Below are 16,548 nucleotides of genomic sequence, written 5' to 3' on the forward strand. Positions count from 1 at the left end.
AGGCAGCCGGCCGCATCGACTATCACGCGACCCCCGAGATCACGCTGACACCCGAGACCACGCCGAGGCCCGAGACCGCGGACCCGGCCGAATCCACAGCGGCCGAACCCGACCGCCCGGCGCCGGAATCCGGCTTCAGGACGCCGGAATAACCGGCACGAGCAGCCGCAGGGCACCGGGGCGCACGACAATCTCCGCCGGCAACGACGCCAGCGGATCGCCGTCGGCGTAGACGGCGAAGGGCCGGTCGGCCTCGATGCGCACCCGCCGGGCCCGCAGCACCCGCACGTGCCGGGTGTCGACGTGACGCCCGGAGAACACCCGCGGGAACAGCGCCAGGAACGTCAGGCGGGAGGTGCGCGAGATCAGCAGGACGTCCAGCAGCCCGTCGGCGATGTCCGCCCCGGGGGCGAACCGCATCCCGCCGCCGTAGTACGCCGAGTTCGCCGCCGCAACCGTCCACCCGACCAGGTCCCGAGGCGCGAGGTCGTCCACCGTCACCGTGAAGCGCGCCGGGCGCCAGGCGGCCAGCGCCCGCAGCGCCGCGTAGGTGTAGACCTGTTGACCGCGCAGGAACCGGGTCCGGTTGGCGATCACCTGGACGTCGGAGTCGTAGCCGACGCTCGCGATCCCCAGAAACGGCCGGCCGCCGACCTCGGGCAGGTCGACCCGGCGTTCCCGGGCGTGCGCAAGCCCGGCCGCGACGCGGCACGGGTCGCGGGGCAAGCCGAGACCACGCACGAAGTCGTTACCGCGCCCGCCGGGGAGCACCGCGAGCACGCCGCCGCAGCGGGCCACCCCCCCTGCCACCGCGCCGGCTAGGCCGTCGCCCCCGAGCGCGACCACGACCCGGCCCTGGGCGGTGGCCACCGCCGCGAGATCGTCCGCGTGGGCGAGGTCGCGGGTCGGGGTGACCCGGACGTCCCGCGCCCAGCGCGCGAGCTCGGCGCGGACGCCGTCGAGCATCCGCATCGCCCGCCCGTGACCCGCGCTCGGGTTGACGATCACGGCCAGCCGGTTGCGGTCGACCTCGGCGGGTTCGACCCGCAGCGGCTGCGGCGCCACCGTACCGAGGCTTCCCCGGGAGGGTGTGCGGGGGGCAGCGGCGTCCGTCATGGTGAGCGAGCTTACGGGCGGGTGCGGCAGGTCCCCCAACGGCCGGGGATGCGGAGCCGGGGATGCGTGACCATGGCGGCTCACCGCCCGGGCAGCGGCCCCGCGGACAGGTGCTGGCTCGATGCACCGAAGAACGACCGCTCGCCGAGCTGCGGATCGTCGCGCAGGTCCCGCAGCACGAGGTGTTCCAGCAGGAGCAGGGCCGCGTCGGCCGGCCAGAGCACCAGCCACAGCCACACCCCCCGGGCCTCCCCGACGAACGCCGCCCGATCGGGGGGTACGACCAGCGGCCACAGCGCGGTGGGATGCCCGGCGGCCTCTACCTTCGCCTCCGGTACGCCGGGCAGCGGTTCGGGATCGGGACCGCTGATGCCCGCGAGCCGGGCGCCGAGTCCCACCCGAGGCGCCTCGGCGACGAGCACCATCTCGGCCGGCCCGCCCAACGGAGAGGGCCCGGCGGCGGCGACTGCCGTGGCACGCGGCCCGGTACGCTCGTCACCGGCCCAGCCGACGCCGCTGACGTACCAGTGGACCGGCATCGGCTGCGGCAACCAGATCGGGACCGTCGAGGTCTTCGACAGCGCGTGGAGCGCCTGTTCCCGCGACGACACGGCGGTGCGGTAGGGACTCACCTCCCCGTGATCGTCGCACCGCCACTGACTGCTCCACAGATCGGGTGGACGCAGCGGTCCGAGACAGCGCGGGCAGGCCGCAGCAATGGTCACCGGGCGCCTCCTGGCGTAGGTGGAGATGTCGCCGAACATCGGCACTCCGGCACGGGTATGCCCTCGGCTTTCCACCCGCAATCGCCCCACCAGGTTTCCACCCGCAATCGTCCGACCTCGGCAGATATGCCGAACAGCCGGGTGCACCACCCCTCCGTCACCCCTCCGGGCGGGCCGTCACCCCTCCGGGCGGGCCGGGGAGGGAGACTGACGGCGCGCCGCGAGCTCCGCGAACGCCTCGTCGAGGAGATCGAGGCCAGCCAGCAGCAACGGCTCCTCGATCACCAGCGGTGGCAGCAGCCGGAGCACGTTGCCCCAGGTGCCCGCGGTGAGCACGATCAGGCCGCGACGATGGCAGGCGGCTGCCGCGGCGGCGGTGAGGACCTTGTCCGGGCTGTCGTCGCCGGCGCTCCGGACCAGCTCCAGGGCGACCATCGCGCCCCGCCCCCGGACATCCCCGACGAAGTCGTACCGCTCGCGCAACGCGTGCAGGCGGGGCAGGGCGATCTCGCCTATCCGGCGGGCCCGGCCGGCCAGGTCCTCGGACTCGATGAGGTCGATCGCGGCGAGAGCCGCAGCGCAGGCCGCGGGGTTCCCCCCGTAGGTGCCGCCGAGCCCGCCGACCTGGGGGGCGTCCATGATCTCCGCGCGGCCGGTGACGGCCGCGAGCGGCAGGCCGCCGGCGATGCCCTTGGCGGTGGTGATGAGATCCGGGACGACGCCTTCGTGCTCGCAGGCGAACATCGTCCCGGTCCGGGCGAACCCGGTCTGCACCTCGTCCGCGACGAACACGATCCCCGCGACCGTACAGAACTCGGCGAGGCGGGGCAGGAACCCGGTCCCGGGGACGATGAAACCGCCCTCCCCCTGGATCGGCTCGATGACCATCGCGGCGACGGACGCGGCCCCGATCTCGTCCCGCACGAGCTCGATCACCCGCTCGGCGGCCTCCTCCCCACAGCGGTCGGGACCGGTCTGCCAGCGGTAGGGATACGCCAGCGGCATCCGGTAGACTTCGGGCGCGAACGGCCCGAACCCACTCTTGTAGGGCATCGACTTCGCGGTCATCGCCATCGTCAGGTTCGTCCGGCCATGGTAAGCGTGCTCGAAGACGACGACCGCGCCCCGGCCGGTCGCGCTGCGCGCGATCTTGACGGCGTTCTCGACGGCCTCCGCTCCGGAGTTGAACAATGCCGAGCGCTTCTCATGGGTACCCGGCGTCAGCCGGTTCAGCGCCTCACAGACGGCGATATAGCCCTCGTACGGCGTCACCATGAAGCAGGTGTGGGTGAACCGGCCGATCTGCTCGCGCACGGCCCCGACGACCCCGTCCGCAGCGTTGCCGACGCTGACCACCGCGATCCCCGAACCGAAGTCGATGAGCGAGTTGCCGTCCACGTCGACCACGACCCCGCCGCCCGCCGCGTGCGCGTAGACCGGGAGGGTCTCACCGACCCCCCGGGCCACGGCGCCGACGCGGCGCGCGGCGAGTGCCCGGGACCGCGGGCCGGGGATCTCGGTGTGCAGACGCGGCTCCTGGGGCAGCCGCGGGCCGCCGGTGGCGGGCAGGCCGATTCCGGTCGCCGCCGGGTTAGGAATGGTCATCGTCGGCTCCTACCTGATCGTATGCGCGCACGTACCTGTCCACGGCCCGGGCCACGCCGCCCGCGCCGCGGACCGGACCGGCCATCGTCCCCCGCCGCCGGGATCCGGTCGGTGGTCCTCGGGCGGGACCGGGCGCGCCGCAGGCACCCCGCCCGCGCGGGCGCCTAGAATGAGCTCGATGGTGATGACGACGGCAGGCGGCTCGACGGCAGGCGGCCCGGTGGCCGCCCGCACCGACCGGTCATCCGCGCGATGAGCGAGCCGACGCCGTTCTGGCTGGCGGGTAAGCCGGCCACCGGGTCGGCGACGACCACCGTTCGGCACCCGTTCGACGGCGCGGAGGTCGCCGTCGTCGCGCAGCCGGACCCCGACCAGGTTGAGACGGCCGTGGCCGCCGCGGCGGCGGTCGCCCCGGCGTTCGCGGCGCTGCCGGCCCACGTCCGCGCCGGCGCGCTCGCCGGCGTGTCGAAGGAGATCGCCCGTCGGGGCGACGAACTGGCCCGTCTCATCACCGCGGAGAGCGGTAAGCCGCTGACCTGGTCGCGTGCCGAGGTGGCCCGGGCGAGCTCCACCTTCCGCTGGGGGGCGGAGGAGGCCCGGCGCTTCGCCGGGGAGCTGACCAGGCTGGACACCGATCCCCCCGGGGAGGGACGGCTCGCGCTCACCCGGCGTTTCCCCCGCGGGCCCGTGCTGGGCATCACCCCCTTCAACTTCCCGCTCAACCTGGTCGCCCACAAGGTGGCGCCGGCGCTGGCGGTCGGCGCGCCGATCATCGTGAAGCCGGCCCCGCGCACGCCGCTGTCGGCGCTGTTCCTCGGCGACCTGCTCGCCGAGGCCGGCTTGCCCGAGGGGTCGTGGTCGGTCCTCCCGATCCCCAACGACCGCCTCGGCCCGCTCGTCGCGGACCCTCGGCTGCCCGTGGTGTCCTTCACCGGCTCCGGCCCGGTGGGCTGGTCCATCCGCGACACGGTCCCCCGCAAGCATGTGGTCCTCGAACTCGGCGGGAACGCGGCGGTGCTGGTCGCCGCCGACTACGCGACCCCCGCCGATCTGGCCCGGGCCGCCGGCCGCATCGCCCTGTTCGCCAACTACCAGGCCGGCCAGTCGTGCATCGCCGTGCAGCGGGTCTACGCCGACCGCACGATCGTCGACGAGCTGCTCGCCGAGATCGTCGCCGCCGTGCGGGCGCTGCACGACGGGGATCCGGCCGACCCGGCCACCGACGTGGGGCCGCTGATCGACGTTGCGGCGGCGGAACGGGTCGAGGCGTGGATCACCGAGGCCGTCGAGGCAGGGGCGACACTCGTCTGCGGTGGGACGCGCCACGGCACGAGTCTCAGCCCGGCCGTGCTGACCGGCGTTCCGCCCACCGCCAAGGTGGTGAGCGAGGAGGTCTTCGGCCCGGTGATCGTCGTGGCGGCGGTCGACGGCGTTGACGAGGGCTTCGCCCGGATCAACGACAGCGCCTACGGCCTGCAGGCCGGGGTGTTCACCCACGACCTGGCCACCGCCTTCCGCGCCCACCGGGAGCTCCAGGTCGGGGGGGTCGTCATCGGCGACGTCCCGTCGTACCGGGCCGACCAGATGCCCTACGGCGGGACGGAGGGTTCCGGCATCGGGCGGGAGGGGGTCCGCTCGGCCATGACCGACCTCACCGAGGACCGGGTGCTGGTCCTGACCGGTCTGGACCTGTAGGCCTCCCTGCCGCCCGCCGTCGCCCACCACCACGGCCCGCACCGCCCGCACCGCCGTCTCGCCACGGCCTGCCGCCACCGCCTGCCGCCCACATCATCGCCGCACGGCGAAAAGCTGCCACTATGAAGCATTATGAAGCGGGTGGCCATCGACCTGCACACCCATTCGACCGCCTCGGACGGCCTGGAGTCACCGGAGAACCTCGTCCGGCTCGCAGCCGGGCAGGGCCTATCGATCATCGCGCTCACCGACCATGACACCATCGCGGGCATCGGCCGCGCGGCCGCGGCCCTGCCTGCCGGGCTGACCCTGGTGCCGGGTGCCGAGATCTCCTGCCAGGTCGAGGTGGCAGGTGCATGGGTATCCCTGCACGTGCTGGCCTACCTGTTCGACCCGGCCGAGCCGGCGTTCGCGGCGGCCCGGGCCCGGGTGCGGGAACATCGCGCCACCCGGGCCCGTCGGATGGTCGATCGACTCGCCGCGGACGGGCATCCGGTGCGCTGGGAACGGGTCCTGGAGCTGGCTGCCGGCACGGTGGGCCGCCCCCACATCGCCGCGGTCATGGTCGAGGCCGGGCTGATCCCCGAGGTGGTGGCCGCGTTCAGCAACCGGTGGATCGGCGCGGGCGGACCGTACTGGGTGGGCAAGGAGCAGCCGGACGTCTGGGAGACGCTTCGCCTCATCCACGGCGCCGGCGGGGTGAGCGTGTTCGCGCACCCGTTCGCGAGCAGGCGCGGCGTCACGGTCGGTCCCGAGGTGATCGAGGCGATGGCGAAGGCGGGCCTGACCGGCATCGAGGTCGATCATCCCGATCACCTACCCGTCGCGCGGCGCCGGCTACGTGGCCTCGCTGCCGAGCTCTCGCTGGTGGCGACCGGTTCCAGTGACTTCCACGGCGCCAGCAAGCCCCAGGGGCTCGGGGGCGAGACCACCTCCCGGGAGGCGTACGAGGCGTTGATCTCCACCGCGCGGGGGGCGGTCCCGATCACCGCGTCCGGATGACCGGCCGTGGTGCGGTGCCGGCCACGCGCTGCCGGCAGGCCGTGGCCGCTCAGGCGTTCGCGTCGCACCCCCGGCCGTTGCCGCCCGGCCTCGGCGGGCTCAGCCGGCCCAGCAGCTCGGCGAGCAGGTCCTGCTCGATTCGGCTGAAGTGGGAGAGCACGTGCCGGGCGACCCCCTTGAGGTGGGTGCCCGAGGCCGCCCGCAACCGGTCGAGCCCCCGCGGGGTGAGGGTGGCGAGCGTGCCGCGGGCATCCGACGGGCAGGACCGCCGGGCGACCAGTCCCTCCCGTTCCAGCCGGTCGACCAACCGGGTAAGACCGCTGCGGGAGAGCAGCACCGCCTGGGCGAGTTCGCTCATCCGTAACTCGCCGTTCGGGGCCTCGGCGAGCTGGACCAGCACGTCGTACGAGGCCAGGGGAAGCCGGTGAGCCGCCTCGAGCTCGGCCTCGAGGACCCGGGTCACGTGGGCATGGGCGTGCAGCAGCTCACGCCAGGCCCGCATCCCATGTTCGTCGACCCGGTCCTCGCCGGTCTCGGAGCTGGCGCCGAAAATCTCTTCGACTGCCATCGCGTCCTCCCGCCCCCGCACGATCAGCCTACGTCGCGGCCCGCCCGCAAAACCGTCCCAAGCAGCCGTCTCCGCCACCGGGACACATACCAGGTACATACCAGGACACAATCACCTCTGGTCATGACGATGGGCACGCTCCGCACCCGTCGTGAAGCCGACAGGGCGGCTCACGCTTCCCGGTTCGCCGTGTTCGGCGGACCGGGAAGCGTAGCCGGCGCCGTCACGTCCCCCGCGGGCTATCGTGGACCCACAGGCGGCCCGGCGGGCCGCACCTGATACCAACCTGTGACTGAGGTTTCCCTTGTCCCTATCCCGACCTTCCCCCGACGCGATCCAGTCGGCTCTGGCGACGGTGCACGATCCCGAGATCGGTCGTCCCATCACCGAGCTGGACATGGTCTCGTCGGTTCGCGTGCTCGACGACGGCTCGGTCGACGTCGGGGTCCTGCTCACCGTGTCCGGCTGCCCCATGCGCGACGAGATCATCAATCGGGTCAGTCGAGCCGTCAGCGCGGTCGAGGGCGTCCGCGAGGTCCGCGTCGATCTGCAGGTCATGTCGGACGAGCAACGCGGTGCCCTGCACGCGAAACTGCGGGGGGGCAACGCCCCCAAAGCGATTCCCTTCGCCCAACCAGGCTCGACCACCCAGGTCTACGGCGTCGCCAGCGGCAAGGGCGGCGTCGGCAAGTCCTCGATCACCGTGAACCTGGCCGCCGCGATGGCCCGTTCGGGCCTGTCGGTCGGTGTGCTCGATGCCGACATCTATGGGCACTCCGTGCCCCGCATGCTGGGCATCGACCGCCCGCCCACCCAGGTCGAAAAGATGATCATGCCGCCCCAGGCACGCGGGGTGCGAGTCATCTCCACCGGGATGTTCACGCGCGGCAACCAGCCAGTGACCTGGCGCGGACCGATGCTGCACCGTGCCCTGGAGCAGTTCCTGTCAGACGTCTTCTGGGGTGACCTGGACGTCCTTCTCCTGGACCTACCGCCCGGCACCGGTGACATCGCCATCTCCCTGGCCCAGCTGGTGCCGTCCTCCGAACTGCTGCTGGTCACAACCCCGCAGCTGGCGGCCACCGAGGTCGCCGAGCGGGCCGGGACCATCGCCGTGCAGACCCGGCAGAACGTGGTCGGGGTCGTCGAGAACATGGCGTGGCTGCCCTGCCCGCACTGCGGCGAGCGGGTCGACGTGTTCGGCTCCGGCGGCGGGGCGGCGGTGGCCGAGCGGCTGACCAGGGTGCTCGGTCATGACGTACCGCTGCTGGCCCAGATCCCGGTGGACGTCCGGCTCCGGGAAGGCGCCGACAACGGCGTGCCGCTGGTCATCGGCGAGCCGGACAGCGAGGCGGGCAAGGCCCTGCACGCGGTGGCGGGCCGGCTCACCTACCGCTCCCGTGGGCTCGCCGGACGCAGCCTCAACCTCACGCCGGTGGGGCGCTGAACACCTACGATCGGCCGTCCGTCCGGGTTCGCGCAGCCTGATCGACGCGAGCCCGGCCCCGGCTGGCCCCGCCCCGGGGCGGGTGCACCGAGCCGGCGGCGGCGCCGAACCTCAGGCGGCACCGAGTCCGGCTCAGGTGGCACCGAACCTCAGGTGGCGTCCGAGTCGAAGGGCACCTCTGTCGCCGGGCCGTCGCTCCGTGCCGGCTGCGCCGGCACGGCCCGGGCTGCGGACGCCTTGCTCGGCGAGACCTTCGACAGCATGGGAGACACCGGACCGGGCGGCGCCGCCGGAACCGCGGCCTCGGCGCCGGGACGGGCCGGATCCTTGGCCGCGGGATCTCTCGGCAGCGAGGACTTGGTCAGTGACGGCGCCGCGGGCGGATCGTCACCGAGGAGCAGCGAGTCGAGCGAGGTCCGCTTGGTGAGGTATGGCGGCAGAACCGGATCGTCCTCGAACAGGTGCTTGCGGACGAAGGTCTTGGGATGCAGGTCCCGGATATCCAGATCGGCGAATTCCGGGCCCAGCTCGGACCTGAGATCGTTACGCATGCCGTTGGCCAGCTGACGCAGCACGCGGCCCGCGTCCCTGGCGGCCTTGGGCAACCTGTCCGGGCCGAAGACGAACAGCCCGATCAGAAACAAGACGACGACTTCACCCCACCCGACACCGTTGAACACGCGCTGAGCGTACCTCTCCCGGTGTTGCGGGCAAGGAGCTCGTGGGCAACGAAAAGATGCCTGCGGCTCAGCGCTGTTGTTCCTGCAGTGTCAGCTGGGTGGTCGCGGTGGCACCGGCGCGTTCGTAGGCGACCGACACCCGGTCACCTACCCGGTGGAGCCGGGCTGCGACGATGAGGTCGTTCATCCCGCTGATAACCCTGGTGTCCACCCGCGTGATGATGTCGCCGACGCGCAGCCCGGCGCGCTCGGCGGGGCCACCGGGCGCCAGGTTGACGACGCGGGCACCCGACGTGGTCCCCATGGCCTTCGCCTGGCCGGCGGTGACGGTCGCGGCTGACACGCCGAGGTACGGGTGGGTCGCCCGACCGGTCGAGATGATCTCCTGAGCGACTGAGCGGGCGAAGTCGATCGGGATGGCGAACCCCACGCCGATGCTGCCGCTCTGGCTCTGGGACTCATGGCCGGGCACCGCGGCGATCGCGGTATTGATCCCCACCATTTGGCCGAGGCCGTCGAGCAGCGGACCACCGGAGTTGCCCGGATTGATCGCCGCGTCGATCTGGATCGCCCCGATGAGCACCGTGGGGTCGGTGCCGCTCTCGGCCGGGACCATGGGATTGCGGTCGAGCGCGCTGACGACGCCGGTCGTCACGGTGCCGGCGAGGCCGAACGGCGCCCCGATGGCAACCACCGGCGCTCCCACGACCAGCGAGCCGGACTGGCCGAGCGTCACCGCCGGCAGGGGCTGCGGGGCCGGGATCCGCAGGACGGCAATGTCAGTCTTGGGATCCCGCCCGACCAGGTCGGCCCGGACCTGGCCGAACTCCTGGTAGCGGCGCACGGAGATCGGAGTTCTGGCGGCGACCGCGGACGCCACGACGTGGTTGTTCGTCAGGATGTACCCCTCCGGGCTAATGATCACCCCGGAGCCGGTACCCGCGGCATCGCCGTCCCCCCCGCCACCGGCATCGATCGTCACCACACTGGGCAGAGCCGTTGCGGCGATCGACGCGACCGACCTGCGGTCGGAGCTGGGCGCGGCGGTACCGACCGGCAGGGCCGCCGACGCCTGTTGGTCGCTGCCGCGCTCGGTCATCGAGACGAGCAGCGCACCGATTCCCCCACCCAGCAGACCCGCGACCAGGATGCTCGCGAGGAGGACCCGGTGACCGAGAACGACCGGGCGACCGGGAGCGACCAGACGCCCCCGCGGCGCCGAACGACCAGTCAGGACGTCGGCGAACGGCGCGGCGTTCGAGCCGCCGCCGTCGGAGTCCGCGGGCAGCGGATACGGCGTCGAGGTCGGCGACCAGGCCCGCGGGGAGCCCGTCTCGGCGGGCGGTGGGGCCGGCGGCTGCGTGCCGAAGCCACGCACCGCGGTCACCGTAGGCAAGCCTCCCGACGGCTCCCGCGGGTTCCCGTCCGCCGCAGCGCGCCCGCGGTCGGTCGCGGCGGCGCCCGGGTCGCAGCCCGCCCGGGCGCCCAGCGCCCCCAGACCCGAAACGCCCGTCCTCGAAGCACCCGCGCCCGAAGCACCCGCGCCCGAAGCGGCCCCCTCGACCCGCCCGGAATGCCGGGGGTGGCGATGCCCTCCGGGAGCGGAGCCGGGCCTGTCCTCACCGGGTGGGAGGGTCGGCGGACGCCGGCCGGGCTGACGCACCGGAATCCGCGCCGCCCCGGATTCCGGCGTCGCACCCTCACGGGCTGTGGGCCGCGGCTGCGGCCCCGCACCCGATGGCCCCGCACCCGATGGAGTCCCCGGGCCCGGCTCAGGAGCGCGTGCCGCCGGGCTACCCGTGCCCGGCGTCCCGGCGGCCGTGGGTCGCCGCTCGGGCCGGGTCTCCTCCGCCGGCCCGGTCATCGCGGTGGTGGATGCCGTACAAGGCGATTGCGGACGGCGTGTCCCGGCCGCCGGTTCCGACCCGGACGGCTGCACGGGTCCCGACGGCTGCACGGGTCCCGACGGCTGCACGGGGACGACCACCCCGGGCTGTACCCGCGGCCCAGCACCGCCGGCCGTGGTGGGCCGGGGCGCGGCGGGAAGGCGGAGCCGACTGACGGGTATCGTCCCGCCGGTCGAGGGGACGGTCGTCTCGTCGCGCGCCGCCGCGACCCGGCCACCGGCCTGATCGGTCCGCGGCTTGCCGTCGGTGGCGGAAGGCGCCGCGCCGGCGGCTCGCGGGACGCCAGGGCGGGAAGGATCGGCGCGGTGGCCCGGGCCGGCGGGAACCGACCGCATCGTGGATGACCGCTCGAGACGTCGGGGCCGTACGGGCGGGTCGACCGGTTCCACGCTCGCGACAGGCACCTCGTTGTCGCTGACGTCCACACGTCCTCCCCGACTCGCTCGTCGCATGGCACGGCGGAACGCCGGCGACCGGTTCCGTCCTGGAAAGCACGCGCGACGCGTCCGAGCGGGTAACACGGTAAAGCCTCACATCAGGCCAGACGAGACCTCTCCTCCAGAACACCCAGAAAATGTCTTTCAGGTACCGGAAAGATGCGTCCCGCCGGTTTCCGGCGGCGACCGGGGCGGACAGCCGGAAAAGGCGACCAGCCAGGGCTTGGCGCCGAGAGACGGAGCAGGCGACCCCCTGAAACTCACGGCCCCGACCGCCTCCCGGCACCCGGGACGGCCTACCCCGTCCGAATACCCCCGTTCAAACACCCCCGACCGGGTCGATGGGGAACGTGTTCGCCCGGGTCGGCCCGAATTTGCTCAAGTCGGCCCGAACGGGCGGACGATCAACGGCGCAAGGACACCCGGACCGGGGCGAACATCGGGGTGAGCCGGCTCGGGACGCCGTTCGCAACGCCCGGGGCGACGACCGAGGACACCGTCGGCACCGCGACGGACCCCGGCGTCTGGGTACTCTCCTGGCCGTCGGCGATGGCGGCACCAGCGACGGCGAGCAGCATCAGCGCGGCGGATCCGAGGAGGGTTCGGCGCATGCTGGTCCGGGGGGTGGGACGACGGTGCGGGGCCGGCAGCCGCCGGCGTGGGGCGGGCGAGGCCGGCCGCCGCAGGTGCTGACGCGCGGGCCCCGACGCGGGACGGCCCGCCTGACCCGGACCGCGCGCCGCCCCGCCGGTGGCTGCCGGCGCCGGTCGAGCGGCGAGCCTGGGCGAGGCGGGACGAGTGCCGGCGCCCCGGCGAGGATCGAAGGGGGGCTGTCGGAGCTCGACGGAACGCGGCAGCAGGGCCGGTACTGTCACCGTGAACGCCCCGGGAAGCCTGACCGGGTCGAGACGGGTAGGCCCCCGCCTGTCCGGCGCAGGACGGAACTGGGAGCGCTGGGATTGCGGGGAGCGGTGGGACCGCGGGAAGCGCTGGGACGAACCCGGCGGGGGCGCGGGCAGCGCGGTCGGACCGCCCAGGCTCAGCAGCCGGACCGCGAGGCCGCCAGGAAGATCCGGGCCATCGAGAGCAACCAGCCGTGCCTTGACCATCCGCAGGGCCGCCACCTCCCGCTGGCACTCCCCGCAGCGGGCAAGATGCGCGAGCGCGCGGTCGCGAGCGTCATGATCAAGCTGATGGTCGATGAGAGGCGAGATCCGATCGCCGAGATGCTCGGTCACGCCCGCCGCTCCCGCGGAGCACCACCCTTGCTCCCGGCGGCGACGGGCCCATGCCGTCCCCTGCTTCTGGGCCGCCCATCGTCGCCTCGGTCCCGACGCGGTCTGGTCGTGTCCGGCGGCGCCACGTCCGCCTCGGCGAGCTCCGCCGCCACCGGCCCGACGGCGGGCTCCGCGGCGAGAAGGGCATCGTCCGAGACCGTCACGGCGGCGGACAACGCGGCGCCGTCACCAGTACGTGGCGCGCGATCAGCCAGCGCCGCGCGCAACATCGCCCGACCGCGCGAGATCCGGCTACGCACTGTGCCCAGTTTCACGCCCAACGTCTGAGCGATCTCTTCGTAGGAGAGCTGCTCGATGTCGCACAGCACGACGGCGGCCCGGAAGTCGGGCGGCAGAGCGGCGAGCGCGGCCTCGACGTCCGCGTCGAGATGAGCCTCGGCGTAGACCGCCTCCGGGCTCGCCTCGCGGCCAGCCAGTCGCTCGGTGTCCTCGGGCAGCGCATCGAACCGGATCTTCTGCTGGCGACGCATGCGGTCGAGGAAGAGATTGGTGGTGATCCGGTGCAGCCATCCCTCGAAGGTGCCGGGGGTGTAGTCCGCCAACGACCGGAACACCCGGACGAACACGTCCTGTGTCAGGTCCTCGGCGTCGTGGGCATTACCGGTGAGGCGGTAGGCGAGGCGATAGACCCGGTTGCCGTGCTCACGGACCACGTCTTCCCAGGAAGGAGGAACCCAACCCGAAGCTTCTGCGGTGGCGGCGACGCCGGCGGCGTCCGAGCCCGCCCCGGGGTCCTGAGCAGCCACGGCCGCCTCTCGGTCGGTTCGCGTCAAACGTACCCGACGAGCCAGCCAGGGAGCGGCGAATCCCGCTGCGGACACCGATGTTTCTCCCCTCGATCCTCGACACGATGCGCGTTGACCAGATGAACGCGCGTCCTCGGTCTCCCGTTCCCGTAGGCTGAGGAAGTCATGCCGGACACTGACATCGGCGAACTCGAGTCCGCCGCCGCCTACGCCGAGGGCTTCCTGCTGGAAGACCCGATCCTTCGCGCTGCCCGCGCCCGAGCCGAGGAGGTCGGGATCGTCCCGGTCAGCCCGGGTACCGGCGCGGTCCTACGCTTCCTTGCCGCTGCCGTGGGCGCCCGCGCGGTGGTCGAGATCGGCACAGGTACCGGGGTCTCCGGTACCTGGCTGTTGCGGGGGATGCGGCCTGACGGAACCCTGACCACCATCGACGTCGAGGCCGAGCACCTTCGGCTGGCCCGGCGCACCTACGCCGACGCGGGGATGACCCCCGGGCGCAGCCGGCTGATCACCGGCCGCGCCCTCGACGTTCTCCCCCGGCTGACCGACGGCGCCTATGACCTCGTGTTCTGTGACGCGGACCGGCGTGAGGGCACCGAATACCTCGCCCAGGCCCTGCGGCTGCTGCGGCCGGGCGGCGTGGTGGCGTTCGCCAGCGTGCTGGCCTTGGCCCGGGGCCAGGCCACCGGCCCCGAGGCGGTGGCGGTCCGCGAACTCGCCACAGCTGTGCGTGACGACGTGCGGCTTACCCAGATGCTCCTCACCACCGGCGGCGGCCTCTTGGTCGCCGTGGTCGCCAAGTCCTCCCCGGTCGGCTGACCAGCACCTCGGGCGGGTGACCGGCAGCCCGGGCGAGCTGGCCGGTCCGCGGTAACACGATCGGGGCCGGCCGATCGTGCCGGTACCCGGTGGCTCCTCAGTGGGCGCGTAAGGTGCGCTTAAGCGTGACATTCCTACGCCTTGGGGAGTAAATGGCACCGGCCGCGCAGGAGTACCGGCGCTATGACGTCTACGACGACTACGGCGACGATTACGGCGACTTCAACGCCTATGACAGCCGGGCCAGGGACGCCTACGACAGCCGCGCCGAGCCACCGCCCGCCCCACGTGAGAGCCTGCTGCCCTACATCACGTTCGTCCTCGTCGTGGCGGTCCTAGCCGGGATCGCCGGTTACACGCTGAACCGTCTGGTGGGACCGGCGCACGGCGCGCGCTCCGCCCACCCGTCCGCACCGAGCGCCACCCCCTCCCCGACGGCCGTACCCACCCCGCCGGCCGCGGAAGGCGGCCTCGCCGGCCTTACCGCCGAGCAGGTGGCGATCCGGATGGCCGGCGCAGGCCTGCCGCTGCACACCACCGTCGTCTACACCGCGGCCACCGACCCGGATCGTCTCCTGGGTCGGACGAACGGCTACACCAGCAGAATCGCCTTCAGCGATCCGCGGGTGGGCGTCAACGAGGTCTCCGGAAGCCCCGCGGGCGCGATCGAGGTCTTCGCGGACGCGGCGAGCGCGCAGCAGCGGGCGACGAAGCTCCTCACCGTCACCGCCGACAACCCGCTCGTCACCGAGTACGTCTTCGTCCAGCGCACCGTGGTGCTCCGGGTCTCCCTGGTCCTCACCGCGGACATCGCCCGGGAATACGAGGCCGCGCTCCTGCGTCTCTCGGCCTGAGATCCCCTCGCGGCCCGGCAACACCAGGACATCCAGGACATCGGGGGCATCCGGGAGTTCCGGGGGCTCTACTCAGGCCGCCGGTGTCTGGGACGGCCCACTCGACAGCCAGGTCAGCAGGGTACGCACCCCCCACCCGGTGCCGCCCCGGCTGATCTCGCCGTCGTCGGCGTCCGACCGTGCGGTGCCCGCGATGTCCAGATGTGCCCAGGGCCGCCGGCCCGCGAACTCCCGCAGGAACAGCGCCGCGGTGATGGAACCGCCCCCGACGTCCAGCGCCCGGCCGATGTTGGCAAGGTCCGCCACCGGCGAGTCGATCGCCGCCCGGTACTCCTCCACCAACGGCAGCCGCCACACCCGTTCCCCGGCGCTGTCCGCCGCGGCGGACAGCGCCGGCGCCAGCTGGTCGTCCGAGCTGAACAGCCCGGCGGTGCGCCGGCCGAGCGCCACGGCGATCGCTCCGGTCAGCGTGGCGAGATCGACGATGACATCCGCGTCGAGCGCGCCCGCGGCGTAGGCGAGGCCGTCCGCCAGCACCAGGCGACCCTCGGCGTCGGTGTTCAGTACCTCCACCGTGGTCCCGCCCCAGCAGGTGATGACGTCGCCGGGACGCATGGCAGTCGCACCGATCATGTTCTCCGCCAGACAGAGCAGGCCGGTGACGCGCCCGGGCACGTTCAACGCCGGCAGCGCGGTCATCGCCCCGAGCACCGCCGCCGCGCCCGCCATGTCGGTCTTCATGCCGGCCATCGGGACGGCCGGCTTCAGGGAGAGCCCACCCGAGTCGAAGGTGATTCCCTTCCCGACCAGGACCCGGTGACCATCGGTGAAGCGGCCCGCCGGCGAACCATCCGGCTCCGCCGACCCGATGGATCCCGCCGACCCGGCCTCGCCAGAAGTCCGCGGTGGCCCGTGATATTCGAGTTTGACCAGGTAGGGCGGCCGAGGGGAACCCTCACCGACGGCGCACAACCCCCCGAAGCCCTGCGCCGGAAGATCGTCGGGGCCGAACAGGGTCGCGTCGAGACCCGCCGACGCGGCGATGCGCACGGCACGGTTCGCCAGCCACTCGGGTGACTTCACCAGACTCGGCATGTTGACCAGATCGCGGGCGATGTACACCCCGGTGGCCACCGCCCGCGCGGCGTCGACCGCGGCCACCGCCCCGGGCCCGTCCGCCCGACCGGTGAGCACGATGACGTTGCCGGGCGCGCCGTTCTCCGGCCTGGGCCGGCCGGCCGGGTCGAGCGCTCCGCCGGCCGGCTCGGGCACGCCAGCAGCCCGGTCGAGCACGCCAGCGGCCCGGTAGGCGCCCAGCGCCAGGCCTTCGGTGAAGGCCCGCAGGCTCGGATCGCCGGGCTCCGCCACCACCGCGAGCCGGTCCGGTGCCCCGGCGCGGCGGGCGAGCGCGGCACCCGCGGCCCGCCAGTCACCCGGTTGACCGGCGCCGATGCCGACCACGAGCAGCCGGGTCGGCCGAGCCGTCCGGGCCAACGGCACCACCAGCACCGAACCCGCATCGCCGCGCAGGGACTCGGACTCGATCAGCAGCGCAAGATCCAGTCCGAGATCGGCGCCGACACCGCGGGCAGTCTCGTCGAACACGGGCCCGTTCTCGGACGACGCGAGGACCAGGGCGACGGTCGAGG

General features: G+C 73.2%; 14 protein-coding genes. 5 read left to right on the forward strand and 9 right to left on the reverse strand.

Translation table 11 applies throughout. The features are described 5' to 3' along the window. Positions 1-135: 135 nt before the first annotated feature. The 3 genes from AC08OX_RS07205 to gabT form a co-directional block, all read right to left on the reverse strand. Positions 136-1,116: a diacylglycerol/lipid kinase family protein gene (locus tag AC08OX_RS07205; RefSeq protein ID WP_476607097.1), complete on the reverse strand. Its 981-nt coding sequence runs from the start codon at positions 1,114-1,116 to the stop codon at positions 136-138. A gap of 80 nt (positions 1,117-1,196) precedes the next feature. After that, positions 1,197-1,841: a DUF6758 family protein gene (locus AC08OX_RS07210; protein ID WP_035941931.1), complete on the reverse strand. Its 645-nt coding sequence runs from the start codon at positions 1,839-1,841 to the stop codon at positions 1,197-1,199. A gap of 177 nt (positions 1,842-2,018) precedes the next feature. Continuing rightward, positions 2,019-3,446 (reverse strand): 4-aminobutyrate--2-oxoglutarate transaminase, encoded by a 1,428-nt coding sequence (gene gabT, locus AC08OX_RS07215; protein WP_476607098.1) that lies wholly within the window; start codon positions 3,444-3,446, stop codon positions 2,019-2,021. Between the two features lie 252 nt (positions 3,447-3,698). Here gabT and AC08OX_RS07220 point away from each other — a divergent pair, with 252 nt between their 5' ends. Together AC08OX_RS07220 and AC08OX_RS07225 are read left to right on the forward strand one after the other, a co-directional pair. Beyond that, positions 3,699-5,141: an aldehyde dehydrogenase family protein gene (locus tag AC08OX_RS07220; RefSeq protein ID WP_476607099.1), complete on the forward strand. Its 1,443-nt coding sequence runs from the start codon at positions 3,699-3,701 to the stop codon at positions 5,139-5,141. Positions 5,142-5,273: 132 nt separating this feature from the next. After that, positions 5,274-6,143, forward strand: a complete 870-nt coding sequence (locus tag AC08OX_RS07225) for a PHP domain-containing protein (RefSeq protein ID WP_476607100.1) — start codon at positions 5,274-5,276, stop codon at positions 6,141-6,143. 49 nt (positions 6,144-6,192) lie between these two features. Here the strand turns inward: AC08OX_RS07225 and AC08OX_RS07230 are convergent, their stop codons facing one another. Further along, a complete protein-coding gene (locus AC08OX_RS07230) occupies positions 6,193-6,711 on the reverse strand; it encodes a MarR family winged helix-turn-helix transcriptional regulator (protein ID WP_476607101.1) in 519 nt (172 codons plus the stop codon). A gap of 304 nt (positions 6,712-7,015) precedes the next feature. Here AC08OX_RS07230 and AC08OX_RS07235 point away from each other — a divergent pair, with 304 nt between their 5' ends. Next, positions 7,016-8,158 carry an Mrp/NBP35 family ATP-binding protein gene (locus AC08OX_RS07235; RefSeq protein ID WP_476607102.1) on the forward strand — a complete coding sequence of 381 codons (1,143 nt, stop codon included), beginning with the start codon at positions 7,016-7,018 and terminating at the stop codon, positions 8,156-8,158. Between the two features lie 149 nt (positions 8,159-8,307). Here AC08OX_RS07235 and tatB read toward each other — a convergent pair whose 3' ends face one another. The 4 genes from tatB to sigE form a co-directional block, all read right to left on the reverse strand. Then, entirely contained in the window at positions 8,308-8,838 is a 531-nt protein-coding gene (gene tatB, locus AC08OX_RS07240; protein ID WP_476607103.1) for a Sec-independent protein translocase protein TatB, read from the reverse strand. A gap of 67 nt (positions 8,839-8,905) precedes the next feature. Continuing rightward, positions 8,906-10,225 (reverse strand): S1C family serine protease, encoded by a 1,320-nt coding sequence (locus AC08OX_RS07245; protein WP_476607104.1) that lies wholly within the window; start codon positions 10,223-10,225, stop codon positions 8,906-8,908. Positions 10,226-11,586: 1,361 nt separating this feature from the next. Continuing rightward, a complete protein-coding gene (locus AC08OX_RS07250; protein ID WP_476607105.1) occupies positions 11,587-12,420 on the reverse strand; it encodes an anti-sigma factor family protein in 834 nt (277 codons plus the stop codon). Beyond that, complete coding sequence (gene sigE / locus AC08OX_RS07255) at positions 12,417-13,226, reverse strand: RNA polymerase sigma factor SigE (RefSeq protein ID WP_476607106.1); 810 nt, start codon at positions 13,224-13,226, stop codon at positions 12,417-12,419. Before sigE ends, AC08OX_RS07250 begins: the two co-directional genes overlap by 4 nt. A gap of 165 nt (positions 13,227-13,391) precedes the next feature. On the opposite strand from sigE, the gene AC08OX_RS07260 reads away from it, so the two are divergent. Continuing rightward, the gene (locus AC08OX_RS07260) at positions 13,392-14,045 is read left to right on the forward strand and encodes an O-methyltransferase (RefSeq protein WP_476607107.1); all 654 of its coding nucleotides are present in this window, start codon (positions 13,392-13,394) and stop codon (positions 14,043-14,045) included. A 152-nt stretch (positions 14,046-14,197) separates the two neighbouring features. After that, positions 14,198-14,899, forward strand: coding sequence for a hypothetical protein (locus AC08OX_RS07265; protein ID WP_476607108.1), 702 nt, complete (start codon positions 14,198-14,200; stop codon positions 14,897-14,899). Positions 14,900-14,971: 72 nt separating this feature from the next. Here AC08OX_RS07265 and AC08OX_RS07270 read toward each other — a convergent pair. Then, positions 14,972-16,548 (reverse strand): leucyl aminopeptidase family protein (locus AC08OX_RS07270; protein WP_476607109.1); only part of this gene is annotated, 1,577 nt, incomplete at its 5' end.

The organism is Frankia sp. CoBUL1 (genome assembly GCF_978021245.1).